The organism is Mesorhizobium salmacidum (SeqCode) (assembly GCF_037179605.1).
GTDB classification, from domain to species: Bacteria; Pseudomonadota; Alphaproteobacteria; order Rhizobiales; family Rhizobiaceae; genus Mesorhizobium; species Mesorhizobium salmacidum.
In genome coordinates this window covers 304,806-320,251 of record NZ_JAPYKS010000005.1, presented here as the reverse complement: position 1 = coordinate 320,251, position 15,446 = coordinate 304,806, and the positions used below count along the sequence as shown (strand labels likewise).

Sequence of the window (15,446 nt, the reverse complement as noted above, 5' to 3'; positions counted from 1 at the left end):
AATGTCGAGGCCAACGACCGCGACTACAGGACCAGCGTCGACCGGCTCTACGCGGCGGGCGATGTGCGCCGTGGCCAGTCGCTGGTCGTCTGGGCGATCCGCGAAGGCCGCCAGGCGGCACGCTCGATCGACGAGGCGCTGATGGGGACGACCGTCCTGCCGCGCTAAGGGCTGATCGCCGTCGTGGTGTCGCTTGCGGCCGCCGCAGCTGCTGGACTTGCCTTCGGCGGCCACGAGAAATCATCAGCGCGACCTGGGGAGGCCTCCGGTGCCTTGCCCTCGATCACCAGCCTTTCCCCGGGAAGAGCTGGATTGGCCTTCGGCGGCGGGGCAGCGCCGAGCAATTCGGTGCCGCCGTCGAGCGCGGGATCGCTGAGCAGCATGGGTTGGGTGCGATCGATGACGATGGGCGCGGCCGCCGGAGCCGGTGCTTCGACGGGTGCGCCCGCTGGCGCTGCCGCCGGTGCTACGCTTCCCGGCGCTGCCAGTCCAAGGATCTTCAGCAGCGGCTTTTCGGTGTAGAAAGCGAGCTTGCGCTTGCCTGCCTTGGACACGTTGATGCCGTCATCGGCGCGTAGCCGCACGGGCTGGCCGTTCATGTCGGGGCCGCTGGTGATGAAGGCGCCGTTCTCGTCGACGAAGCCGTCCCAGACATCGACGAATTCGCCGCCGTGGCTTTCGGCCGCCTTGTGGTAGATGTCGTTGAAGGCTAGCATGTCCGAGGTCATCTTCGGCACCCGGAAGGCCGGCATGCCGACCCACAGGAAAGGCACCTTGGCGGTGGCGATTGCCTTGCCGAACTCATCGGTACGGCGTTCGTATTCCTTGGTCCAGTTTTCGGAGCGAGGCTGCTCGCGCACGTCGCCGACCTTCATCTGCTGGCGGTCGTTAGACCCCAGCATGACGACCACCGCGGCGGGTTTTTCGGTTTCGATCAGCGATTTGATCTGTTCGGGCCAATTGTAGAAATCATCGCGCACGAAGCCTGACGAGCCATTGCCGCGGACAACGATCCTGACACCGGTATTCTCGGCGAAGGCTTCGTCCAGACCCTCGGCGAGGCCCGTCGCCATGAAGTCGCCGACCACCAGGACGGTGCGGGCGTCCGGCGCCTTTTCGACCACGGGCATTGCCGGCTCCTCGGGTGGACGAGGCGCACGAGGTTTCTTCTTCGGCTTAGGCCTCGCCTGCTGGATGTCCGGCGGCGGCTCGATCCGCTCGCTGCGGCGCGGAAACAGAAGGTCGCGCAACGACCAGCCTCGGCTCTGCTGCGGCTGCTCCTGCGCCATGGCAGGGGCGCCGGCCACGGCAATGGCGAGCACGGCGAAGGCCAGGATCAGCACCGGCATGCGACGAACGAACGTGCCGATGCGCGCAGGCCAAACCAATCGCTCCCTCCCTACTCAACTTCGTCAGGCTCTATTTCTGCCTGAGCCATTTCAGCACTTCCAAGCTCGGATAGCCATCCTGGGTCAAGCCGACCTTTGCCTGGTAGGCCATGATGGCCGTCTTCGAGCCGTCGCCGATCTTGCCGTCGAATTTGCCATCATAAAGACCATGCTGGGAAAGTCGCTTCTGCAACTCCTGCCGTTCCTCGAAGCTGAGCTTGGTGAAAGGCCGGTTCCAATCCTGGACTAGGCCGCTGCCGCCGGCGATCTCATCGGCAAGCAGACCAACGGCCAGCGCGTATTTGTCGGCATTGTTGTAGGCCTTGATGACCGAAAAATTCCTGACCATCAGGAAGGCTGGTCCGCCACGCCCGTCCGGCACTTTCAGCGTCGCCTTGTCGGTGAGGTTCTTGAACGGCTTGCCGCTGGCCCTGACGACGCCGAGCGCCTGCCATTGTGCCAGCGTCTTCGATCCGCCCGGCAATTTGCCTGCCGGTAACGTGACTTCGTAGCCCCAGGTCTTTCCGGCCTGCCAGCCATTCTTCTTGAGCAGGTTGGCTGATGTCGCCAGCGCATCGGGAATGGAATTCCAGATGTCGCGCTTGCCGTTGCCGTCCATGTCGACGGCATAATGCTGGTAGCTGGTCGGGATGAACTGGGTCTGGCCCATGGCGCCCGCCCAGGAGCCCATCAGGTGGCTCTCGTCGATATCGCCGGTTTGCAGTATCTTCAGCGCCGCGACCAACTGGGTGCGAGCATATTTCGAACGTTTCGCGTCGCCGTAACCCAAAGTCGCCAGCGAACGGATGACGTTGCGCATGATGTCGTCGCGCTTGAGGATCTCGCCATAGTTCGATTCCATCGACCAGATGGCCAGGAGAACGTAGCGGTCGACGCCGAACCTTGCCTCGATCCTGTCCAGCCAAGGCTTCCACTTTTTCGCCATTTGCTGCCCGACGGCGACGGACTGATCATGGACGCGGTTGTCGAAATAATCCCAGGCGGGGGCGGTGAATTCGGGCTGCGTTCGGGCCTTTTCCAACACCACCGGATCGGGCTCGTTGATAGCCCTGAAAGCCTGGTCGTAGACGGAGCCGGAAACGCCGCCCGCGACGGCGGTGGCGCGGAACCCGGCGACCCATTGCCGGAAACCGGCGTCGGCGAAAGCCGGCCCGGTCGGCATCAGCAAAGCAAGCGAGAGGCTGGCCGCCGTCATGACGCTGGCGAAACGTTTTGCGGCATTGCGAACGGACATCTTTTCCTCCTTCTCTGTCTCAGGAAAGACCATTCATCGCCGAACCGGGTTAGGAATTAGTTTACCATAGGCGTCGCCTGGAACGAAAAAGACACCTGGGTGCTCCCTCAGTTGCCCCAGTAATCTTCAATTCCGGCGTGAAAATGTCGCGAGACGGGGATTGCGGAGCTGGCCAGCAAACGGATAATTGAAAGCATGAAGAGAGTTCGCAAGGCAGTTTTCCCGGTCGCCGGTCTCGGCACGCGGTTTCTCCCGGCCACCAAGGCTGTTCCCAAGGAGATGCTGACCGTCGTCGACAGGCCGGTCATCCAGTATGTCGTCGATGAGGCGCGCGAGGCGGGCATCGAGCATTTCATCTTCGTCACCGGCCGCAACAAGGCGGTCATCGAGGACCATTTCGATATCCAGTTCGAGCTCTATGACACGCTGGCACAGCGCGGCAAGGACGAGCAGCTTGCCCGCCTGCAACGGCTGCAGCCGGCGCCGGGGCAGACCAGCTTCACCCGCCAGCAGGTGCCGATGGGTCTCGGCCATGCCGTCTGGTGCGCGCGCGAACTGGTCGGCGACGAGCCGTTCGCCCTGTTGTTGCCGGACATGATCATGCAGTCGGAGAAGAGCTGCACGAAGGCAATGGTCGAGCTCTATGAGGAAACCGGCAACAACATCATCGCCGTGCAGGAATGCGATCCGGCGGAGGCGCATAAATACGGCATTGTCGGGCGCGGCGAAGACACGCATCACGGGTTCCGCATCACCGAAATGGTGGAAAAGCCGAAGACCGGCACGGCGCCGTCCAATCTCTACATCAACGGCCGCTACATCCTGCAGCCGGAAATCTTTGGGATTCTGGAAGGGCAGGAGAAGGGCGCCGGCAACGAGATCCAGCTCACCGACGCGATGCTGAAGCTGGAGAAGCAGCAGGCCTTCTACGGCTACCACTATCAGGGCCGCACCTTCGATTGCGGTTCGCCGGAAGGTTTTGTCGAGGCCAATGTCGCCTTCGCGCTGTGGCGCAGCGACATGAATGAGAACATGGCCGGCGTCATCCGCACGCTTCTCGACGAGGTGAGCCCATCCGAGCGCCGCGGGGCCGCGTTTTAGTCACCGCACTTTCGTCATCCTCGGGCAAAGCAGGAGCGTAGCGACGTCGCGGAGACCCCAGGATGACGAAGCTTATACGCCTTCAGCGCTGCACTTTCACGCCGAGGTAGATGCTGTTGGCGGTGTAGTCGCGGCCGGGCAGGTTGCTGGTCAGCTTCTCGGTTCTCACCCGGGTGGTGAGGCCGGCATACCGGTTCAGCCACCAGGTCAGTCCGGCCTCCGCGCTCAAGATCCTGTCATGGCCGTCGATGCCGACATAGTCGCGCCAGTCCAGGCCCAGAGCCGCATTCGCGGTAAGATTGGATCGGATCACACGTTCGCCCGTCAGGCGTCCGGAGTAGAGGATATCGCCGCTTTCGCCTGACGTGGTCGTGGTCTCGACAGTTGTCTTGCCGGTCAAGCCGATCATGGTGCCGCGTTGCGGCGACCATTTGACATCCGCGTTGACGGTGGCCCCAGAAATCGCTTCCAGGCTCTTGTCGTCGACCGCTTCCCTGAGCCAGCCGGCCGAGAATTCACCCGACAGCTTCTCGCCCATGTCGAGTTGCAGGCCCGCGCGGGCGCCAAGCCGCGTCGAGGAGCGCTCGAAGCCTTCATTGTCGATGCGCTGGTCGTAGGCCCGGCGGCCGACCTCGATTTCGGTGAAGGGCGTGAGCGCCGGGGAAATCTCGTAGCCGGTGCGCAAGGTCGCTGTGTAGAGCGTGTTGTCCTGGTCTTTCTGCGACAGCGAGGTGCCGTCCGAGAGCTTGGCGTCGCCATAGAAGTCGTGTGAGATCGCCCCGGTCAATGTGTACTGCATCTTGCCGACCGTCTTCTCGACGCCGATGCTGCCGTCGATCGACTGCCGCAGGGGCTGGGTGCTGACGCCGGCGATGGCATCGGGCGAAGACGCGGATTCCGGCACGGCTTCGTAGCCGAGCTTGGCGATGGCGCGCATTTCCTTGTCGAGGTCGACATTGAGCTGGCCTTCGATGCGGCCCTGCGCATCGTGAACCCGGTAGCCCGACACCGTTTCGCGGAAAATGCCGTAGCCATCAATGGTCGCGGAGTTTTCACGCCAGTCGGAAGCGGCGGTAAAGCGCAGCGCCGTCTCGGACAGCAGCGCCGATGTGCCGGCACTGCTCGAGTCGCCGTTCGTCGTGGCCGTCAGCCCCTGTTCGATGGTCGGCCGGATGACGAAGGAGCCCCATCTGACGCCGGTGGCGGCAAACGGATCGTCCTCGGGTTTCTTGTTCCGGCCCTCGATCGCAGTGGTGCGCCCGGCGCCAGCGTCGAGTTTCTGCCTGTCCGCACTGTCGATGGTGAGTACACGGCGGTTGGCCGCGTCCTGGTCCGCTGCGATGCTGTCGGTGTCGTCCGTTGTGGCCGTCGTGGCAGTGGTGGTTGGATCCGTAGCCGCCGTAGTGCTCTTTTTCTTCTTCGACTTGTCGGTCGCCCTGTCCTTTGCCTTGTCGGCCGCATTCTGCCTGGCGGTCGAAGTGCGGCTCGGCTTGGGCGGCGTGGGCGCATCAGCGGAGGTATCGTCGCTAGCCTGGGGCGGGTCGAAGACGCTGGTGGTCGAGTTCGCGGCGTCCGTGTCGTCAGGCACGGCGTCGGCGCTGGCCGGCAAATAGGTGCGCGCCGGCGCATTGTCCCGCGCGTCAGCGTTGGCCGCCGTTTGCTGGGTGAGAACCAGGCTTCCCGCCTTGCGCTGCTGGTCGGACAGGATCGCCGATTCGGATACTTCTCCACGCAGTTCCGTTTCCTGGGCATGGAGGGGCGCAGGGCGCAGCAAGGCAAGGATGCTGGTCGCCAGCAGCAAGGCGCAGGCCGCCTTGTCCCGTCGTCCTCTCAATTTTTCTGGCTGGACCCCGGACATCGCCACCACTGCTTGCGCGGCGCATGCGCGCCATAGTTACCGAACCGTAAATGGGGATGGTTAATGGAGGGTTGAGGCGGCATGCATCACCCCCGGCTCAAACGCGATTTTCGCGGGCGACAATGCGGGTCCGGGTCGTGCCCTCTGTTTTGATCCTTGTCCTTGCTCCAACCGCCGCACACTCGACCTTGATGCCGGAGGGCCATTTCCGTTGGACAGGCGGGCGGCAAAGCGCTAATCGCATCATCCATGCATGCGAGACCTCTCGATAAGAAGCCTCTGGACAGGCAAGCGTCGATCGAATCGGCGCTGAGAACGGTGGCAACTGAACAGGCCGGGATCGCGGCCCTTGCCGAGGCACTCGAGAACGGACTGGCAGCACCCTTTGCCCAGGCCGTCGAGATGATCTCGAAGATCGAGGGCCGGCTCATCGTCACCGGTATCGGTAAAAGCGGCCATATCGGTTCGAAAGTCGCGGCGACGCTGGCCTCGACCGGCACGCCGGCCTTCTTCGTCCATCCCGTCGAGGCCAATCATGGCGATCTCGGCATGATCGCCAAGGACGATGCCATCATCGCCATTTCGTGGTCGGGCGAGAGCAAGGAGATGATGGGCATCGTCGCCTATTCCAGGCGTTTCTCCATCCCGCTCATCGCCGTGACCTCCGGAGAGACGTCGGCGCTGGCGCGCGCGGCCGACGTGGTGCTGCTTTTGCCACGCACCCCCGAGGCATGCCCGCATGGCCTGGCGCCGACGACATCGACGCTGCTGCAACTTGTCATCGGTGACGCGCTGGCGATCGCGCTGCTCGAGGCGCGCGGCTTCACGCCTGACCATTTCCGCACCTTCCATCCCGGCGGCCAGCTCGGCGCCAACCTGACCATGGTCTCCGAGATCATGCGGGCCGGCGACCAGATGCCGCTGGCTTCGCTCGGCACCAAAATGCCGGAAGCTGTGATGACATTGTCGCAGAAGAAGGTCGGCTGCGTTCTGATCGTCGACGCGAATGGCCAACTGGCCGGGATCATCACCGACGGCGATGTCGCGCGCAACCTGCACCGTAACCTGGCCGACGTCATCGTCGACGAAGTGATGACCCGCACGCCCAAGACGGTCGACCCGCAGACGCTTGCAGGCACGGCCATCGCGCTGCTCAACGAGCATAATATCGGCGCGCTGGTGGTGACCAGGAACAACATGCCGCTGGGCGTGGTGCATTTCCATGACCTGCTGCGCATCGGCGCTGCCTAAGGCGTGTCGGTATTCAGGTCAGGCCGGCCTGCAGACGGCAGCCTCCTGCGCTTCCCCGTTCTACTGCGTCGCAGTAGAACTGAGCTCACGGACTTAATGCCCGCTCCGCTCCGGTTCTCGGAGGCCACCATTCTCCGCTCGGCCTGACCTGAATCTCAACACACCTTGTGCCGGTGCTATTCAGGTATTGGGGGCCGGAAACTCAGACCCGCTCCACCGTCAGTTCCAGGTCGGTGTCGGCAGCGGCGGTGACGCGCACCTGTGTGCCGGCGGGCAAATCCGGGCCGGAAACCCGCCACAGCGTGTCGCCGAGTTTGATGCGGCCGCGGCCGTCGCGGATCGGCTCGGCAAGCGTCGCCATCCTGCCGATCATCTGCGCACCACGGCGGTTGAGCAGCGGCTGGTCGCTCGGCTGGTCGTGTCCGCCCATAAGTTTCTTGCCGGCAAAGGCTGAAACCAGCGACAGCACGAGGAATAGCAGCACCTGGACCTGCCATGTCCAGATGGCGGCATCCCAGATCAGCAGCGACACCGCGCCGACGATCAGGGCGGCGATGCCGATCCAAAGCATGAAGAAGCCCGGCGCGATGACCTCTACAACCAGCAGCACGAAGCCCAGGACCATCCAGTTCCACGGGCCGAGTTCAGAAACGATGCGGTCGATCATGAGAGTGGCCTATCTCAATTCTCGCTCGGGCGGACCACCGGCGGGCGGGCTGCCTGCCTTTGCGCACCGGTCGTGCCTTCGCTGCGGAAGACCTCCTTGGCGATTTCGCCGATGCCGCCAAGCGAGCCGATCAGAGACGACGCCTCGAAGGGCATCAGCACGATCTTGCTGTTGGTGGCGGTGCCGATCTTGCCCAGCGCCTCGGTGTATTTCTGGGCGACGAAGTAGTTCAGCGCCTGCACGTCACCCTTGGAAATCGCTTCCGACACGACCTGGGTAGCGCGGGCTTCGGCTTCGGCGGAGCGTTCGCGCGCCTCGGCGTCGCGGAAGGCGGCTTCCTTGCGGCCCTCGGCTTCGAGGATCTGCGACTGCTTGAGGCCCTCGGCGGCCAGGATCTGCGCGCGCTTGTTGCGCTCGGCGGTCATCTGGCGGCCCATCGATTCGATGAGGTTGGCAGGCGGGTTGATGTCCTTGATCTCGACGCGGGTGATCTTGATGCCCCACGGGTGCGCCGCCTCGTCGACGACGCGCAGCAGGCGCTCGTTGATGGCGTCGCGGTTGGACAACAGCTCATCGAGGTCCATCGAACCCATGACGGTACGGATGTTGGTCATCGTCAGGTTGAGGATGGCGTTCTGCAGGCCGGCAACCTGATAGGCGGCCTGTGCCGCATTGAGGATCTGGTAGAAAGCGATGCCGTCGACACCGACGATGGCGTTGTCCCGGGTGATGATCTCCTGGCTCGGAACGTCGAGCACCTGTTCCATCATGTTCATCTTGGCGCCGATGCGGTCGACGAACGGCGTGATGAGGTTGAGGCCGGGGCTCAGTGTCTTGGTATAACGACCAAAGCGTTCGACGGTATAGTTGTATCCCTGCGGAATTGTCTTGATGCCCTTGAACAGCACCAGAACGACAAGCGCGACAAGAACAACGATCGCAATATCGAAACCACTGAAATCCATTTGGCTCTCCCTCAGAGGCAGGCCACGCAAGCCATTCCCGCGCAGCCAACTTCACCAAAGACTTAAGTGTGTTTCAAGAACGTTACAATCAGGTGATGAGGGATTGTTTGCGAGTATACACTCAGCGGTTGAAGGCAAACAGGCTTGCATCCGTGTCTTCAAGCCCGTCGATCGACGCCGAGACGATCTCCGCGGCGATCCGCGAGAAGGTGATGCCATTGCCGCCGTAACCCAACACGGCGTGGATGCGTGGGTGCCTGGGAATGGCGCCGATATAGGGCAGGCCTGACGTCGTGATGCCGAAGGAGCCGGCCCAGGCAAATTCGGGCCTGACGTCGAGATGCGGAAATATCAGGCCTAGCTTTGCGGCGATGCGTGCGCTCTTGTCGCCGATCAGTTCATCGCGCCGCGTCTCGTCGATGAAATCCTCGTCCTCGCCGCCGCAGATGACCCTGCCGTCGACCTTGCCCTGACGTAGAGATAGGGATCGGAAGCTTCCCAGATAAACGCCGCACCCGGCCAGAGCTTTCGCGTTTGCGGGCGGGTTGCAATCGCCCATGTCGATATGACCCGGTGAGCAGCCGCCGGTACCATGTCGACCAGTTCGTAGCCCGTGGCCAGGACAACATGCCGTGCCGTGATGGCGGGGCCATCCCTGGTCGTCACGATCACCTCGTCGGCACTGTCCTTGATCGCCGCCGCTTCGACCGGCGTATAGAGACGTGCCTTGCGCTCCTGAGCCTTGAGTAGCAATCCGGCCGTCAGCTTGCGCGGGTCGAGCGCGATGTTGCCATGGCTTAGGATGGCGCCAGCGCGATCGATGCCGAATGCTTCGGCCAATGGCGCCGGTGTGAGATAGGTCGCGCCGATGCCGGCCATCTGCCGCGCCTCGGTTTCGTCCCGGAGTTCCGAGGGGCCGAGCGCGGTACCGGCCAAATAGAGCGATTGGGTGCGGCTCATGCCGCATTTGATGCCGAGTTCGGCGATGCGGGCGGCGAGATTGGAAATAGCTAGCCGCGAACGTCGCCAGGCCTGCCGTGCCTGGGCCTTGCCAATCATCCTCGACAGAGCCGAAAGCGGCTGGTCGATTTCGAACTGCACCAGCGCCGTGGTTGCCGCTGTCGATCCTTTCAGCGGCCCCCGCCGGTCGATGCAGATCACGGAGTGACCGTCCGCTGTCAGCGCCTCGGCCATCATGGCGCCGCTGATGCCCATGCCGACGATCAGCACATCGGTCTTGACGTCCCGGGTCAGACTGCCCGTCGGCACCACGGGCGCCCGATAGGCGGACCAGACGGGCCGGCCAGTGCTGAGGTCGAGTTTGCGGAGCATTGAATTCTCCGGAGGCGCTGCTCAACGCTTCGGAGCTTGTGTTGTTCCGACGTCAGACCCAGCCCGACAGTTCGCGCCGCACCATTGCTTCGATCACCGCCATGCCCTCGGGGCTGTCGTTGAGACAAGGAATATGGGCGAAGTTTTCGCCACCGGCGTGATGGAAGGTCTCGGCTGCTTCGCGGCCGATCTCGTCCAGCGTCTCGATGCAGTCGACGGAAAAGCCTGGATTGACGATGGCGATCGATCTGATGCCGTCCTTGGCCAGTTTCTCGACCGTCTTGTCGGTGTAAGGCTGCAGCCACTCCTGCGCCCCAAAGCGCGACTGGAAGGTGGTGATCAGCTTGTTCTCGTCCCAGCCGAGTTTCTCGCGCAGCAGCCGCGTGGTATCCAGGCAATGCGCCCGGTAGGGATCGCCCTTGTCGGAATAGGGTTTCGGGATGCCGTGATAGGAGGTGATGACCACCTCCGGTTCGAAATCGAGCGTCGCCAGATGCCGTTCGATCGAACTGGCGAGCGCTTCGATGTAGACCGGCTCGGCATAATAGGGCGGCACACTGCGGACGGCAGGTGCCGCGCGCATTTTCATCAACGCCCGGAACAACTGGTCGTTGGCGGTGGCGGTCGTCGTCGCCGAATATTGCGGATAGAGCGGAAAGCTCAGGATGCGGTCGCAGCCTTGCGCCACCAGCCTTTCGGCGACGCTTGATGTCGAAGGGTTGCCGTAACGCATCGCCCAGTCGACGATGACATTGGGCAAGTCGCGCAATGCCCCGGTCAGCTTTTCGGATTGCGCGCGCGTGTAGGTGCGCAAAGGCGACTCGTTCTTCTCCCGGTTCCAGATCCTGGCGTAGTTGGCACCCGACTTCTTAGGCCGCGTGGTCAGTACCAGCCCATAGAGGATCGGATACCAGATCGCCTTGTTGAGCTCTATGACGCGCGGGTCGGACAGAAATTCGCGGAGATATCGCCACATAGGCTTGAATTCGGTACCGTCGGGCGTGCCGAGATTGACCAGCATGACGCCGACCTTGCCGGCCTTGGCCGGCGCGTGCCCCGCCGTCGCGGCGACCGGCTTGACCGTCTTGGGGTCGACAACATTGGTAGGCGTCATAAGGGTTCTCCGGAGACGGCGTGAAACTAGCGATGGCGCGCCGCTTTTCAATGCTGCGTCTGGCCGCACCATATCGCCTTTCCGTCTGGAAAAAGAACACCCGCCAGGTTTCCCCGGCGGGTGTTCTCGCAGGAAGCGAAATGAGGTTACTTCGCGGGGATGGTCAGTGTCGCGCCCGGCACAAGCCGATGCGGCCTTTGACCCTTGTTCGCCTCGTAGATGAGTTTCCACCTGGTCGCATCGCCATAGGCTTTCTTTGCCAGATCCCAGTAGGTATCGCCGGCCACGATGACATGGTTGCCGGTGGCTGGCGCGGCTTCGGCGGGCGTTGTCGGTTCTGCTGGCGCCGCCGAAGCGGGAGCGGCAGGCGCGGGGGCGGTCTCGGCAGGTGCCGGCGGCGGGGGTGCTTTTTCCGTCGATATGGCTGGCGGCGTGTTGGCGATATCGCCTGAGTTGGCAGGCAGTTCAGGCATCGCCGGTGCGGCCGGTTTGGCGGCTTCGGCCGGTGCCGGCGCTGCCGGTGCGGTCTCCGCGGGCTTTGCTGGTTCGGCAGGCTTGGCCGGCTCGGCGGCGGGAGCTGCCGCTGTCGTCGCGGCGATCTCGGTGATACGGCCGTCGAGCTTTGGCGTATAGGGCCGGTGGGCGCCGAGATAGTCGGCGACGACCTGTTCGAGGCCAGGGCCGTAATCATAGGCATTCCTGGCCTTTTCGGCGAAGACCTTGTAGCCGTCGCCGCCCTGGCGGACATAGTTGTTGGTGGCGACCAGATAATCCTTGTCGGGATTGATCGGCGTCCAGGCGCCGTTTTCCATCACCTCCACCGACTTCACGCGGCCGGCATTGGGCGCGACCGACTTGTCGAAGGAATATTTGAGCCCCGCGACCTGCGGGAAGCGGCCGGCGCCGTCCTCGATCTGGCTGAGACCGCCTTCGAGCCCGGCGACCAGATCCTTGCCGGAAATCTGGAAGGTCGCCAACGTGTTCTGGAACGGCAGCACGGTCAGCACCTCGCCCATGGTGACGGTGCCCTTGTCGATCGAGGCGCGCAGGCCGCCACCGTTGGAGATGACGATCTCGACGCCCTGTCCCTTGACGCGGTCGAGTATGGCGTCGGAGACGAGATTGCCCATCTCGCACTCCTTGGCGCGGCAGCTTTCGCGGCTGCCGTCGATCACGTCGGTGGTCTCGGCCACTTCCTTGTTCTTCAGCGCCTCGATCGGCGCGCCGAGTTCCTTGATGCGGGCGAGCACCGCGGGATCGGGCGTGATCGACTTGTCGAGATAGATCGGGTCGCCGCTCGCCGATTTGACGACGCCATTGTCGTCGAACACCACCTTGAACTCGCCGAGATATTTCGAATAGGACGCCGCCTGCACCACCGGAACCTTGTAGCCGCCAGGGTTGTCGACCATGGTCGGGTAGGGGCCAGCCGCCTTCGGATCGGTGTTGGACAGGAGCGTGTGGCTGTGGCCGCCGACCACGACGTCGATGCCGGGGATCTTGGCAATGATGTCGCGTTCCCTGTTGTAGCCTATATGGGTGACGGCGATGATCTTGTTGACGCCTTCTCCCTTGAGTTTCTCGACTTCGGCCGTGATCGACTTGACGTCGTCCTCGATTGTGATGTTGGGGCCGGGGGAGGCGAGTTCGGGCGTGTCGTTGGTGACGGCGCCGATGATGCCGATCTTCTGGCCGCCGACCTCGATCACGATCGACGGCTTGACGCGGTCGCCGAGCTTGGACTGCGCGTTTGCCTTGACGTTGGCGCCGAGCACCGGGAATTTGATCATGTCGAGGAAGGGCGCAAGGGCGGCTTCGCCATCGTCGAATTCATGGTTGCCGAGCGCCATGGCGTCGAACTTCATGTCGTTGAGGAACTCGCCTTCGACCTTGCCCTTGTAGGTCGTGTAGAACAGCGAGCCTTGGAAATTGTCGCCGGCGCTGAGCAGCAACACGTTCTGGCCTTCCAGCTTCTTGCGTTCCTGGGCGAGGGCGGTGATCAGCCGGCCGGCGCCGCCGATGCACTCGCCCTTGGTCTCCTCCTCGGCAGAGCAGGTCGACTCATATTTGTTGTTGCCTTCGATGCGGCTGTGCCAGTCGTTGATGTGCAGGATGTTCAGTGTGTAGTCGGCAAAGGATGCCCCGGCCGACAGGCCAAGCGTCGACGCGGAAAGGGCGGCAATGGCGGCAAGCTTCTTCATCTTCGTCTCCCGGTAGGCTGATCGGACGCGTCTACGCCCTTGCTTGACTGGGGATATTACAGCCAGCGTTTCGATCATGTTCCCATCGCGTTCCGGCTGACGCAAGCGGAAATGCGGCGGTATTTCCAGGCGCAAAAAAGGACGGCGGCCAAGCGGCCGCCGTCCTTTGTGACTGGAATGTTCGCCGGGTTCAGGTGCGCCGCGTCAGCACGAAATTCTGGCCGGCGGAGCTGGTGCAGTTGAGCTGGCTGGTAGACACCATCAGACAATTGAAGCTCACCGGGGTTTGGCGGATCAGCGAGGTGCCGTTGATCTGCACCGACGTGGCGCCGGTCATCGTGTAGCTGCCGTCGGCAAGCTTCTGTCCCGTGTCGGTGGCGACGGTCGTGAAGGTGCCGCCGCCGGTGAAGGTCGACAGGCCGGTACCCTTGGCATCGATCCAGGAACCTTCGACGCCTTTCGGTGTGGCAGCCATCGGCGGCTGGTCGGGACCGCTGGTGGCACAGGCAGCAAGCATCGAGGCAAGGGCACCCGCCATACCCATCGAAAGAACTTTGCGCGCAATCGTCATATGAAATCCTCTCCAAACGCGTCGGTCCAAAAATCGGGCCGATTTCTGGGAAGCACGACGCGAACGTCCAAAGTGCTGGGGTATGCTTCAAGCGTCCAACGGACGCACATCGCCACCCCAGGCCGCATCCCTTCAATCGCCCGATTTCCGGGCGATTGCAAGGCAATGACACATGGTCCGGGTGATGCTATCGGACGAGGATGTTGCGAAATTGCCACGGGTCGCTGCGGTCGAGGTCTTCCGGGAAAAGGCCCGGGCGTCTGTCGAGCGGCGTCCAGTCGGTATAATAGCCCTTGACCGGTCCGAGATAGGGCGACTGCACGTCCAGGCAGCGCTTATAGTCCATCTCGTCGGCCTCGACGATGCCGGCGGCCGGATTTTCCAGCGCCCAGACCATGCCGGCCAGAACCGCCGAGGTGACCTGCATGCCGGTGGCGTTCTGATAGGGGGCCAGCTTGCGCGCCTCGGCAAGCGACAGCTGGGAACCGTACCAGTAGGCATTCTTGTCGTGGCCGTAGAGCAGAACGCCGAGTTCGTCGACACCGTCGACCAGTTCGTTCTCGTCGAGCACGTGGTGCACCGGCTGCGGCTTGCCGGCGGCACCGAACATCTCGTCCAGCGACAGCATGGCATCGTTGCAGGGATGATACGCGTAGTGGCATGTCGGGCGGTATTGAACCTTGCCCTTCTTGGAGTGCACGGTGAAGAAATCGGCGATCGAGATCGCCTCGTTGTGCGTCACCAGCAGGCCATATTGCGGTCCCGGCGTCGGGCACCAGGAGCGCACGCGGGTGTTGGCGCCCGGCTGCTCCAGATAGATCGCGGCCTTGGAGCCGTGCTTGTGCTTCTTGCCGTTCTTGGGCATCCAGGTCTCATGCGTGCCCCAGCCGAGCTCGGCCGGCTGCAATCCCTCGGAGATGAAGCCCTCGACCGACCAAGTGTTCCAGAACACATCCATCGGCTTGGGCTTCTTGGTGCGCTGGGTGTCGCGCTCGGCGATGTGGATGCCCTTGACCCCGGCCTTCTTCATCAGTTTCGCCCAGCCCTCGCGGTCTTCCTGCGCCGGCTCGGAGAACTCCATGCCAAGATCGGTGGCCAGATTGACCAGCGCCTGCTTGACGAACCAGGACACCATGCCGGGATTGGCACCGCAGGTGGAGACGGCGGTGGCGCCACCGGGCTTGTCGTACTTTTCCTTGAGCAGTGCCTCGCGCAACGCATAGTTGGTGCGGCTGGCATTGTCGGCCTTGGCGTCGAAATAGAAGCCAAGCCAGGGCTCGACGACGGTGTCGATGTAAAGCACGCCGAGCTTGCGGCAGAGTCGCATCAGGTCCACCGAGCCGGTGTCGACCGACAGGTTGACGCAAAAACCCTGGCCACCGCCATTGGTCAGCAGCGGCGTCAAAAGCTTCTTGTAATTCTTCTCGGTCACCGCTTCCTGGACGAAGGTGATGCCGCGCTCGTCGAGCAGCTTGCGATCGGTATCGCGCGGATCGATGACCGTCATGCGCGACTTGTCGAACTTGAAATGGCGTTCGATGAGCGGCAGCGTTCCGTGTCCGATCGAACCAAAGCCGATCATCACCACGGGGCCGGTGATCTCACCGTAAACGGGCCAGTTTTCATTCGCCATTTTATCGAGCACTCCTTCAACTGCGTGCAAAAGCCCGGCAACGACGTGCAAAGACCGAACAACCGCTTGCAAAAACCGGGCATTTTCGCTCAACGGCCATGCGCTACATC

General features: G+C 63.0%; 11 protein-coding genes and 2 pseudogenes. 3 read left to right on the top strand and 10 right to left on the bottom strand.

Annotated features, from left to right (window positions below; all coding sequences use genetic code 11):
• A pseudogene (gene gltD, locus O7A60_RS09755) lies at positions 1-168 on the top strand (glutamate synthase); the annotation flags it as partial.
• Here gltD and O7A60_RS09750 read toward each other — a convergent pair.
• The gene (locus O7A60_RS09750) at positions 165-1,388 is read right to left on the bottom strand and encodes an SGNH/GDSL hydrolase family protein (RefSeq protein ID WP_337106047.1); all 1,224 of its coding nucleotides are present in this window, start codon (positions 1,386-1,388) and stop codon (positions 165-167) included. The pseudogene gltD and the gene O7A60_RS09750 sit on opposite strands and share 4 nt — an antisense overlap.
• Before the next feature lie 31 nt (positions 1,389-1,419).
• The gene (locus O7A60_RS09745; protein WP_337106046.1) at positions 1,420-2,643 is read right to left on the bottom strand and encodes a lytic murein transglycosylase; all 1,224 of its coding nucleotides are present in this window, start codon (positions 2,641-2,643) and stop codon (positions 1,420-1,422) included.
• A gap of 195 nt (positions 2,644-2,838) precedes the next feature.
• Between O7A60_RS09745 and galU the strand changes: the two genes are divergently transcribed.
• On the top strand, positions 2,839-3,744 hold the full coding sequence (gene galU / locus O7A60_RS09740; protein ID WP_032936280.1) for a UTP--glucose-1-phosphate uridylyltransferase GalU: 906 nt from the start codon (positions 2,839-2,841) through the stop codon (positions 3,742-3,744).
• An 82-nt stretch (positions 3,745-3,826) separates the two neighbouring features.
• Here galU and O7A60_RS09735 read toward each other — a convergent pair whose 3' ends face one another.
• Positions 3,827-5,602 carry an outer membrane beta-barrel protein gene (locus O7A60_RS09735; RefSeq protein WP_337106045.1) on the bottom strand — a complete coding sequence of 592 codons (1,776 nt, stop codon included), beginning with the start codon at positions 5,600-5,602 and terminating at the stop codon, positions 3,827-3,829.
• Positions 5,603-5,851: 249 nt separating this feature from the next.
• Between O7A60_RS09735 and O7A60_RS09730 the strand changes: the two genes are divergently transcribed.
• Entirely contained in the window at positions 5,852-6,853 is a 1,002-nt protein-coding gene (locus O7A60_RS09730) for a KpsF/GutQ family sugar-phosphate isomerase (protein ID WP_337106044.1), read from the top strand.
• Between the two features lie 202 nt (positions 6,854-7,055).
• Here the strand turns inward: O7A60_RS09730 and O7A60_RS09725 are convergent, their stop codons facing one another.
• The 7 genes and pseudogenes from O7A60_RS09725 to O7A60_RS09695 all read right to left on the bottom strand — a co-directional run bounded on the left by O7A60_RS09725 (position 7,056) and on the right by O7A60_RS09695 (position 15,336).
• Entirely contained in the window at positions 7,056-7,520 is a 465-nt protein-coding gene (locus tag O7A60_RS09725; RefSeq protein WP_337106043.1) for an NfeD family protein, read from the bottom strand.
• A gap of 14 nt (positions 7,521-7,534) precedes the next feature.
• Positions 7,535-8,485, bottom strand: coding sequence for an SPFH domain-containing protein (locus O7A60_RS09720; protein WP_140504234.1), 951 nt, complete (start codon positions 8,483-8,485; stop codon positions 7,535-7,537).
• A 121-nt stretch (positions 8,486-8,606) separates the two neighbouring features.
• A pseudogene (locus O7A60_RS09715) lies at positions 8,607-9,817 on the bottom strand (NAD(P)/FAD-dependent oxidoreductase).
• Between the two features lie 52 nt (positions 9,818-9,869).
• A complete protein-coding gene (hemH, locus tag O7A60_RS09710; protein WP_337106041.1) occupies positions 9,870-10,931 on the bottom strand; it encodes a ferrochelatase in 1,062 nt (353 codons plus the stop codon).
• A gap of 146 nt (positions 10,932-11,077) precedes the next feature.
• A complete protein-coding gene (locus tag O7A60_RS09705) occupies positions 11,078-13,132 on the bottom strand; it encodes a 5'-nucleotidase C-terminal domain-containing protein (RefSeq protein ID WP_337106040.1) in 2,055 nt (684 codons plus the stop codon).
• Between the two features lie 190 nt (positions 13,133-13,322).
• Complete coding sequence (locus O7A60_RS09700; RefSeq protein ID WP_027146250.1) at positions 13,323-13,703, bottom strand: hypothetical protein; 381 nt, start codon at positions 13,701-13,703, stop codon at positions 13,323-13,325.
• 187 nt (positions 13,704-13,890) lie between these two features.
• Positions 13,891-15,336 (bottom strand): homospermidine synthase, encoded by a 1,446-nt coding sequence (locus tag O7A60_RS09695; RefSeq protein ID WP_140756021.1) that lies wholly within the window; start codon positions 15,334-15,336, stop codon positions 13,891-13,893.
• Between the last annotated feature and the right edge of the window lie 110 nt (positions 15,337-15,446).